This window comes from Neobacillus drentensis (genome assembly GCF_036965245.1).
In the GTDB taxonomy this organism is placed as follows: domain Bacteria; phylum Bacillota; class Bacilli; order Bacillales; family Cytobacillaceae; genus Neobacillus; species Neobacillus drentensis_G.
On sequence record NZ_JBALPG010000155.1, the window covers coordinates 1 to 9,391 of the forward strand.

Annotated in this window: 7 protein-coding genes and 1 pseudogene; 2 read left to right on the forward strand and 6 right to left on the reverse strand. The window is 37.2% G+C overall.

Going from position 1 to position 9,391, the window contains the following annotated elements; translation table 11 throughout:
* From V7150_RS23220 to V7150_RS23230, 3 genes are all read right to left on the reverse strand, one after another.
* Positions 1 to 324: hypothetical protein (locus V7150_RS23220; protein ID WP_335522926.1), on the reverse strand; the 324-nt coding region annotated here is incomplete at its 3' end.
* Between the two features lie 276 nt (positions 325 to 600).
* Entirely contained in the window at positions 601 to 738 is a 138-nt protein-coding gene (locus tag V7150_RS23225; protein WP_335522928.1) for a hypothetical protein, read from the reverse strand.
* Positions 739 to 980: 242 nt separating this feature from the next.
* A complete protein-coding gene (locus V7150_RS23230; RefSeq protein WP_335522930.1) occupies positions 981 to 5,162 on the reverse strand; it encodes an endo-alpha-N-acetylgalactosaminidase family protein in 4,182 nt (1,393 codons plus the stop codon).
* Between the two features lie 757 nt (positions 5,163 to 5,919).
* Here V7150_RS23230 and V7150_RS26675 point away from each other — a divergent pair.
* A complete protein-coding gene (locus V7150_RS26675; RefSeq protein ID WP_420490323.1) occupies positions 5,920 to 6,069 on the forward strand; it encodes a transposase in 150 nt (49 codons plus the stop codon).
* 292 nt (positions 6,070 to 6,361) lie between these two features.
* Positions 6,362 to 6,505: a hypothetical protein gene (locus V7150_RS23235; RefSeq protein WP_335522932.1), complete on the forward strand. Its 144-nt coding sequence runs from the start codon at positions 6,362 to 6,364 to the stop codon at positions 6,503 to 6,505.
* Positions 6,506 to 6,742: 237 nt separating this feature from the next.
* Here V7150_RS23235 and rlmD read toward each other — a convergent pair whose 3' ends face one another.
* From rlmD to V7150_RS23250, 3 genes and pseudogenes are all read right to left on the reverse strand, one after another.
* The gene (rlmD, locus tag V7150_RS23240) at positions 6,743 to 8,131 is read right to left on the reverse strand and encodes a 23S rRNA (uracil(1939)-C(5))-methyltransferase RlmD (protein ID WP_335522934.1); all 1,389 of its coding nucleotides are present in this window, start codon (positions 8,129 to 8,131) and stop codon (positions 6,743 to 6,745) included.
* Positions 8,132 to 8,230: 99 nt separating this feature from the next.
* Positions 8,231 to 8,989: a delta-lactam-biosynthetic de-N-acetylase gene (pdaA, locus tag V7150_RS23245; protein ID WP_420490322.1), complete on the reverse strand. Its 759-nt coding sequence runs from the start codon at positions 8,987 to 8,989 to the stop codon at positions 8,231 to 8,233.
* Positions 8,990 to 9,053: 64 nt separating this feature from the next.
* Positions 9,054 to 9,391 (reverse strand): annotated as a pseudogene (locus V7150_RS23250) (nuclease-related domain-containing protein); the annotation flags it as partial.

The window sequence follows — 9,391 nt, forward strand, 5'->3', positions numbered from 1 at the left end:
AAATACTTTGTCTTTATTTTTTATACTTTCCTTATACAATGAACTGTCTTTTACATCAGAATCATTTTTATATAGAGGGTCTTTATACTTAAATATCTGGCCATTCTTTGAAAAAAATACTATTGAATTTATCATCCCTTGATAGGCAAATAAATAATCAAGCTTTGATTCTATCTTTGTGGAAATTTCAAGCTTTTTAACAGAATCCTTTTCCTCATACCAACTATTTACAAGGAGTAATAGTTCATTTTCATTTGAAACCTTTGCTACATTGAGGTATATCCGCCTTAGCTCAAGCTCAATATCCATTGATAGCTGTTCCATATTTTGCTGAGTCTTTTCATTGTAGTGAGAAACCAAAACTCCTTCATAAAGCTTATTAACAACAACACTAGTGATAATAAAGGGTATAACTATAAATAGAATAAAGCTACTTATAAACTTTTTCGACATATTTCTACTCTTTATCATAATTACCACCTCATTTAAATAATAGTATAAAATGGCATATATAATAAATATAAATATTAAAGAGCATCTACGAAAAATGTAAATGCTCTTTATAAAGAATTATCTCACTATAGTTTTTCTTCTTCTGAATTAACCAATGACTATAGTGCTGATGATTAGTCCAAGCCCAACTAACATATTAGTATCTGCAAAGGAGCCGGTCTTAGGAAGTATTGTCACATTTGCAGTATTTTTCTTCAATACAAATTCATCAACAGCCTTCCTCAAAGCTAATATATGACATGAAAAGAGCCAGCAAGTTTAATCCTGGCTCTTTTTATTCACGTAATCTAGCATTGAAAGAGAGAAAGTCATCCTCTTTCCTCTACAGTATTATCTATTTGAGATTAATTTGAAAAGGATATGATTTCCATCATCAAGAGTGATGTTTATCTATAAGTACCTGCGGTGAAACCTCTTTTTTACTTCAAGCATGCTTAGGAGTATTGGTTTTTTACCAATTACTGTACTTACTTTACTTTAGGAATTTCAGTGATTGTAGCCCTTGGATCTGTAACTATAACAATAGCCTGAGCTTTTATTTTAGTTCCTGTTACCCTACCCTTTACGCTGAATGATCCAACATTCTTATAGCTATTTTTAGCTATTTTATCCCAAGTTACAGGTACATTTATAACTGTACCATTTGATGTGATCATCTTCGCAGTTTCTGGCATAACAGGTGAAGTTCCTACTGTAGTGTAAACATTCATCACTTTTGCATCTACTATATCAACTTCTTCACTAGCCGTTACAGTTACAGTAGCTGTAATAGCTGCAGCTTCAACGCCATTAATGTGTCCTACTACTTCAAATGATCCTTCTTCAGCATATTTTGAAGGGTCAATTGCTGGCCATTGAACTGGCAATTCCATTTCTGTGTTATTACTCAAAGTTGCCTTTACTGTTGAAGGCATTTCCGGGTGCATTCCCACTGATGTGCTAACTTCAACTGTATCTGGTCCAGTTATTGTTGGAGATTCTTGAGCAACTCTCATCTCAGCTACACTCGCCCAACCATTAATACCTTCTAACGCTGTTAACTTAACATGAGTTATTGGCTTTGAACTATCAATTGCTACTTGTTTTGTAGCAACTGTTCTTTCCCATGTTCCATTTGAAACAACTTTTACAAAGTCTTCAGCATCTGCATACTTAACATATAGGTCATATTTTGTAATGAAGCCATTACCACTTGCTTCTCCTTTACTATTCGTCTCCTGTCTTGGAGTTACATCTAATCTGTTAACATTATAAGCTTTACCTAAATCAAGAGTAATGGATTGTGGTAATCGGTCACTTCCATCCCAAGCTGTGTGCCACAATGAACCTGTGTTTCCATCAAGAACATTTTCTGGGTTATCACCTTCTTGATAACCAGTTGCACTTGCAGTGATACCATCTACAGGTATAACAGATAAGTCAACAGGTACAATTGGCAGCGGTTCAATTGTAGCATCCTTTGCTTCCTTAACCACTAGATCATCAAGGATAAAGTCTCCTGCTGAACTTCCAGCCGTATTTCTTGTTCCGATCCAGAAATCTTCTGTACTTGCTGTAAATTTAACAGTGAACTGTGTAGGAACGGTTGCCTGTGGCATTGGTACATTCATCACTTCCTTAGTACCGTTACCAACAACGAAATTAATCTTCTTATCAAACTGACTTTCATATTTGAATGATACTTCGTAAGTTGTTCCTTTATCGAATCTTAAAGTCTGCGGTAATGTTCTCATGATGAGACCGCTACCAGTTTTATGGGACTTAATGGACCATTCGCCATTTAATACGTCATCAACTGCTTTTCCATTCCATCCTTTTTGAGTGTATGGAGCGTGTAATTCTGATAAATGAGTACGTGGATCACTTACTCCGTCAGCGTCTGCTATAACAAATGGAGTCAAACCTTGGTCAACATTTTCGAAATCCTCAGCCAGTACTACATCTGGAGATTGTGGAACAACTCTCTTTGTAGGTACAGAGCGAACATCGTCAAATGTTACAGTCGCTGTTCCTGGAGCTACTTTCAAGTATAATTTTGCAGTTTCCTGTCCCTCTGCTACATCAAATACTACTCTCATTCTCTGCATATTTGTGCTGTGCTTTGAGTCAGCTGAGATATAATTTTTAAGCGGTGAACTTTCAGTATAGTTAGTTATGTTTGCTCCGCCGAAATTTTTAACACCAATAGTCGTTTTTCGTTTTGCATTTCCTGCAGTGTTCGGATCGCTAGCATTTGTACGGTTTGGTGTATTGCCAACCTGAACATATATTGAAGCTGAGTATGTTCCTGGCTTCAATCCTGATAATTTAGTTTCTAATACAGTCTCTTCATTGTTTTCTTTTACTACTAATTCATATTGTCCACGATTGTTACGTTCTACTGTTGCAGCACCGCTCTTTACTTTCCAGTGATCTAATGTTCCGCTGTTGAAGCTTGGATCCTTTGCAGGCATTCCAAATCCCCACTCCATATCTTCAGCAGTTACAGAAACATCACCTTTGTATACAACGTAAGCTTGTTTTGGTTCAGCATCAATCGTGATTTTGCCATTCTTTACAGTCAATTCTTTTTCATCTTTCTTACCGGTATCTGTTAATGTATATAACTTAACGGTTGATACATTGTTCCAGCTATTTGGAAGTTCCCAAGTAGATGATCCGCCAACTTCATTATAGTGATACAGTTTTTCTTCAGCACCTGCCAATTCGCTAGCTGTCTTATCGGCATTTGGCGACCATGGCAACAAATATTGGAGGTTATTGAATCTTACATCATCATAAACGTTACCGTTACTTGTTCCTTGTTGTATTGTTACATCTTCTTCAAGAAGTTTCTTTCCATCTTTTGTGAATACTCTTTTTCCGTCTTCTGTCCTTTCGGCGACCACATTTCCTTCAAATTCAGCTCGTCCCACATTATTGGTTACATCGTACTTCGTCATTGGGAAGCTTTGCAGATATTTAGTTGGTAGATTTGTTTTGAATACAACATCGATCATTTCATCATAATTTACTCTACCCTGCCATCCTTCCGAATCGGTTGCCTCCGTACCGCCTAGAATCGGATGACGACCGATCCAAGTATCCTTCTGGTGATTTCTTATGAATCTTGCGATATCACTGCTGTAGCCCTTTATGTTTTTTCCTCCGTAATCATAGTCAACTGACCAGTGATTCCAAACGGCTTCATCTTCTAATACATTGGGAAACTCAGTAGTAAGGGTCCATCCCAAAGAATTCACTTCTCTAGCAAATCTTCTTCCATTAAAGCCCTGTTCATACCATGCATCAGCATAAATAAAGTCAAGTGTTGGTGCATCGTCCTTTAACATCTGTAAACGGTTCATTCTGTTGCCAGTATAAACTTCTCTACGGTATGTTGGGTCATCGAAGTCATATGATTCGTCAAGCCAGTCCCAGCCGCCTTTGTTAAGATTAACCAGTTCATTATCAAAAGCCTTTGCTTCTGGGTGAGCACCTGTACCGCTAATATGTACACCCATGAAAGCATTGTAGCTCTGTGCTTCTCTTACAAGCGTATCCATATCCTTCTGTCCACCCTGACGTACACCGATATGTCCGCCGTAATCCGGATGCGAGGAGTCATGCCCTTCTGCTTGATAACCCTTTAATTCCACCCACTGTCCAAGCCCGTCAGTTGATAAATATATTCTTTTTGTTTCATCTAATGTCTTTAAGAATGGGTTTGTTGCCTGGCTACCAAAGTTCATGGGTATACGGTGAACAACAAGTTCGGACATTCTGTCGCTGCCAACAGGATTGTTCATAATATTACGGTTTGCGATAGCTGCATCCTGCCAGTCCATTTGACTATCACCATTTGCATCTTCTGTGATCACTACTTTAGCGTGTGGTAATGGCTCCGTTATATCATCAGACATTTCATTTCCACGATATACCCAAGAAGCGCTCCACAAAGCTGTACGGGAGTAACCCGTTTTCTCTGTAGTCTGCTTAACAATACGGTGGTTGTCATTGTCTGCATCTTTATTTGTATCACCAAATGCATTGGACCAAACACCTGCTGCCAATTCATCATTGTTAATGAACGCGTACATATAGTTTTTTGGTGTACTATCTACAGTAGGAGTACCTGATACATCTTGATACACGTCACCTTTTTTATAAACAGCGTTTTCCATTCTGGAACCGGCAAATTCTGCGCCCGCTTCTGTACTTCTTACCGATGCCAAGCTATGGTTTGGAATTTCAATGGTGTGTATTCTCGTTGTACCATTTTCTTCTACTTTTGTTACTTCAAAATCAAGTGTATTCTCTTCTACTGTTATGGATAGAAATATTACTACATTTAACTCATCAACGGTTAGAACATAGTCAGCTTTATTATCTGCTGCTTCTGTGTAGGTTACTTTCGGTACATAGTCTATTCCGTTAATTCTTATTGTGTTTAATACATCTTCTGAGCCATTTAATACTTTGCTGTTTAACTCATACTTTATTACTCTTGGAAAATTCTGATCTACTTCAACTTTCATTTGATTTGATGCTATTATTCCATCATAAGCTGCAGCATCTGCAGTTCCTGAAAATGCTGGAATTGTAATGCTAATCATCTGTGCAGAAGCTACCACAATTGCTAAGTTTTTAATTATCTTTGACAGTGACATGATTTACCTCCTCTAGGATTATCCATTACTTTTCAATTGCTTTTAATTAATCTTTAGTTTAACTTAAAGTGGAATTCGTAGTCCCCATCTGCAAGCTGGGGTGAGTTTTGATCTACTACTATAAGATTGTTATCTGCTCCCCTTACTACTTTAGTTTGATTGTTTTCTACCGTTAATGTTGAGGCTGTACCAACAGCAGCTTGCCAGCCTCCAATATTTCCGTCATCAAAATTTTGTACATATGGATTTTCCCAATCATACTAATTAAGCTGCTCAACGTTAGCAGCATATGCTGTAGAAACAACATTTTTACCTAGACAAGGAATATAAAAAGCAAATACTTGTGTAAACATAAATGATGATAAAAATAAACTAATTGTTTTTTTTATAAACTTTTAAATTACCCCTTTTCTTCATACATTTTCCCTCTCTTATTAATAATTTCATGCAACCCCATGCACCTCCCTTAATACTCAAAATATGTGTTATGTTGCAAATTTCCAGCTATTTTAATATTATTTCAAACTAAGTTAATACTTAATGATATATTTTAACTGAATTTTGACTTTTCTTTGTTTTTTGATAGCCGGATAATTTTAGCTCACATGGAGTTCACTGATTGCTTCAGCAGACCATGTTATAGGTATTAACAGAGCAACAGGAAGTATCCTATATCGTTTTTTCAATATCAAGCTTTAAAACCTCAACTGCATTTTAGGAATATGACAAGCATATTGAACACCTCTATCTGAATGAAATAAGAAAGTTTGATAAAGCCTTTAAGGAACAAGTAGTGCTAAAGATACTATCTGGCGAAACAACTGTAAGTAAAATGTCAGAGGAATTAGATATACACTACTCGACAGTAAGAGATTGGGTTAAAAACTATAAGCAAGATGGGTACTAATGCTTTTCCTGGAAGCGGTAACCTCAAACCAGAGGATGAAGAAATTAGAAGGCTTCTCAGAGAGTTAGCGGATCTCAAGGAGGAGAATGAAATATAAAAAAAAGCCGCGGCCTACTTCGCGAAGAATCTGAAATAGCAAAATTTAAGTTTATATTTGGCGTGGCGAAAGCAAAAGGAGCTTAAAAAATAAGGAACTTCTCAAAACTATAAAGAAAATACATGAAGAAAGTCACAAGATAAAAGAATATGTAAAAAGGGTATTAAATAAAAATAAGGAGTAATACCACATATTGTGTGCACTTACTCCTTAAAAGAACTAGTGGATGCCGTTTCTCACTATTACGGTGTATTACCTGATTGGGTAGGCGATCCAGAAAGAGATCAGTTTGTTGAGGATTTTCAGAGCTTGCTGCACGTTATGATAAAAAGAGATTAAAAGGTAATTAGTTGTGTGTTCAAACAGTGAACTAATGAAACTAAAAAGCATTAATATTAATGCTTTCTGAGTGTAGAAAAAAGGCATCTGAATGGGAAATAAGCTTAAAGATCTTACCTCTCAAGTATTACATTCACTTGTTGAGAAGATTACCTGTAACAGCCAAGGTGATATTCGTATCCATTATAACTTCGTAAATCCTTTTCAGGAATAGTAAAAAGGCAACACCCAATTGGGTTAGTTGCCTTTCTTTAAAATGAGTTGCGAGATACACTCCACATGCGCCGTCTGCGGGAACATGTCCACCGGCTGAATGTATTTAACATCATATTTTGAACTCAAGGTTTGGATGTCTTTTGCCAAGGTGGACGGGTTGCATGAGACATAAATGAGTTTCTCTGGTTTGACTTGTAAAATAGTTTGAATCAGCTGGTTGTCGAGACCGGTTCTTGGGGGATCGACCACAATAACATCCGGTTTCCAGCCTTTTTTGACCCATTTAGGCAGTACCTCTTCCGCTTTTCCTGGAACATACTTGGTATTTGTGAATCCGTGGCGTTTTGCGTTTTTCTTGGCATCCTCAATTGACTCCGGAATCACATCCATACCTCGGATCTCTGCTGCTTGATCTGCTAGCCATAACCCGATTGTTCCCACACCACAATAGGCATCAACCACTTTTTCTTTTCCCGTCAATGCTGCTGCTTTTTTAACTTCATTATAAAGTTTAATTGTTTGAGAAGGATTTAATTGAAAAAATGTTCTTGCTGATAGCTCAAATTGCAAATCACCCAATGTTTCTTGAATAAAATCCTCGCCAGCTAGTTTTACCGTTTCCTCGCCGAAAATAAGGGATGTTTTTTCACCATTAATGTTTTGGACAACTGATTTCACGTTGGGCAGCCGTTTTTGAATTTCCTCTATGATGAGTTCTTTTATGGGAAGCTCTTTTTTCGTTGTAATCAGAACGACTTGTAGTTCACCCGTTTGTACACCGACACGGGTTACAATGGTTCTGACGATTCCTTTTCTAGTTTTTTCATTATAAATAGGAATTTCTAAATCCTCGAGAATTCGTTTCACCTTGGCGGTTGCTTCATTTGTTTGCAAATGCTGAACTGCGCATTGATCAATATTAATCAACTGATGCGAATTAAGCCCGTATAGTCCAGCAAGGACCTTGCCGTCTTTTTGACCAACTTGAAAACTGCTTTTATTACGATAACTCCATGGATTTTCCATACCAATGGTTTCACGAATTTCGAGGTTGTTTAGAGCTAGTTTTGTATGGCGTTCTAGCGATTGGATCACAATATCCCGTTTTTCCTTTAGCTGCTGATCGTATTTCAAGTGCTGAAGCTGACAGCCGCCACATTGCTCATAAACAGGGCAAAGCGGTTTGACACGATGGGGCGATTTAATGCGAATCTTCTTTATTTTTGCCTCTGCATATTTAGGATTAATTTTTGTTGCCTCAACGACAACTTCTTCACCTGGAAGGGCTCCCGGCACGAAGACAACCTGTTTTTTAAAATAGCCGACACCTTCTCCGTTAATGCCGAGCCTTTTTATCGTTAAAGGGAATGTCTGATGTATTTGAATTTTGATACTTTGTTCGGTTTTCATTTTGTTCACTCCAAATTTTCATAAAGCTTAAGTTCCCCGTATTATAGCACGATTCACCGCAAAAAGCCGAATTCCTGACGAAATTCGGCTTTGTTTACCTTATTTAAACTTATCAAGACTTTTAAATTTGTAGCCTTTCTTTTTCAAATCTTTGATCGCTTTTTCAAGTGCATCGGCATTGTCTTTAGAAACGGAATGAAGCAGCAGCACGCAGCCCGGATGGATTTGCCTCATGATATTATCGTAAGAGTATTGCCATCCTTTTTGCTGGTTAATATTCCAGTCGACGAAAGCGAGTGACCAGAATACATGCGTGTAGCCTTCTTCCTTTGCGATCTTCATCGTTCTTTCGCTAAAAACTCCTCTTGGCGGACGCAGGTACTTCATTTCTTTTTGTCCCGTTATTTCTTTTGTTTTGATTTTTACCTTTTCGAGTTCTTCACGAATTCTTGCATCATTCACGGCAGTGAAATCGGGATGACTCCAAGAATGGTTACCAATGATATGTCCTTCTTTAACTATTTGTTTAGCTAGTTCAGGCTCTGAAATTAAAAAATGCCCTGTCACAAAAAAAGCAGCAGGAACCTTTTCCTTTTTTAAGACCTTAAGAATCTTTGGGGTATAGCCATTTTCATAACCGCTGTCGAAGGTTAGATATAATGTTTTTGAATTGGGATCACCTTTGTAAAAAGCACCATGCTTTGCAAGAATTTGGTCATACTCTGCTCCCGCTTCCGGCTGCTGCTCATTAACTGCTTTTTTAAATCCCCAGTGAATCGGTTGATTGGTCACTGCTGCGTATGTAGCATTTGGAATTAGTATGAGCAGCATAATAAGGATGCTGATTATTCTTTTCATCCATGTTCCCCCTGTATTTGTTTTTTATAGTGTTTGTTTTATATAAAAAAAAATAATTAGCATATTAAGGAAATGGGTGTGTTTGATGGTAGATTCGTCCTCTTTGAACTCCGGTCGAGGGTAAGTTAAGTAATGTTAATAAGTAGGTAGAGGCCCTTCTTGATGGAAGATGGAGATATTTACGTAATTCTGAATTTGTAATAGAGGTTTTAATTAGAAGAAAATAGTCATTAATCGCTTCGAAAAGAGTATCATTAGATAGGTGTTTACAAACTGGGCACTTCCAATTATTCCTGTTATATTGCATTGGTATAAATGAACAGTTTGGACACCGAACTCCTGTTAAAATATCACTTTTATCTATACCTATTGTTTGTAAAAAATCTGTTCTAATTGTAGTGT

What these genes read in the sequence shown, in the direction of transcription:
- V7150_RS23230 (WP_335522930.1), bottom strand. Translation starts at nt 5,162, where the DNA reads ATGTCACTGTCAAAGATAATTAAAAACTTAGCAATTGTGGTAGCTTCT.
- rlmD (WP_335522934.1), bottom strand. Translation starts at nt 8,131, where the DNA reads ATGAAAACCGAACAAAGTATCAAAATTCAAATACATCAGACATTCCCT.
- pdaA (WP_420490322.1), bottom strand. Translation starts at nt 8,989, where the DNA reads ATGAAAAGAATAATCAGCATCCTTATTATGCTGCTCATACTAATTCCA.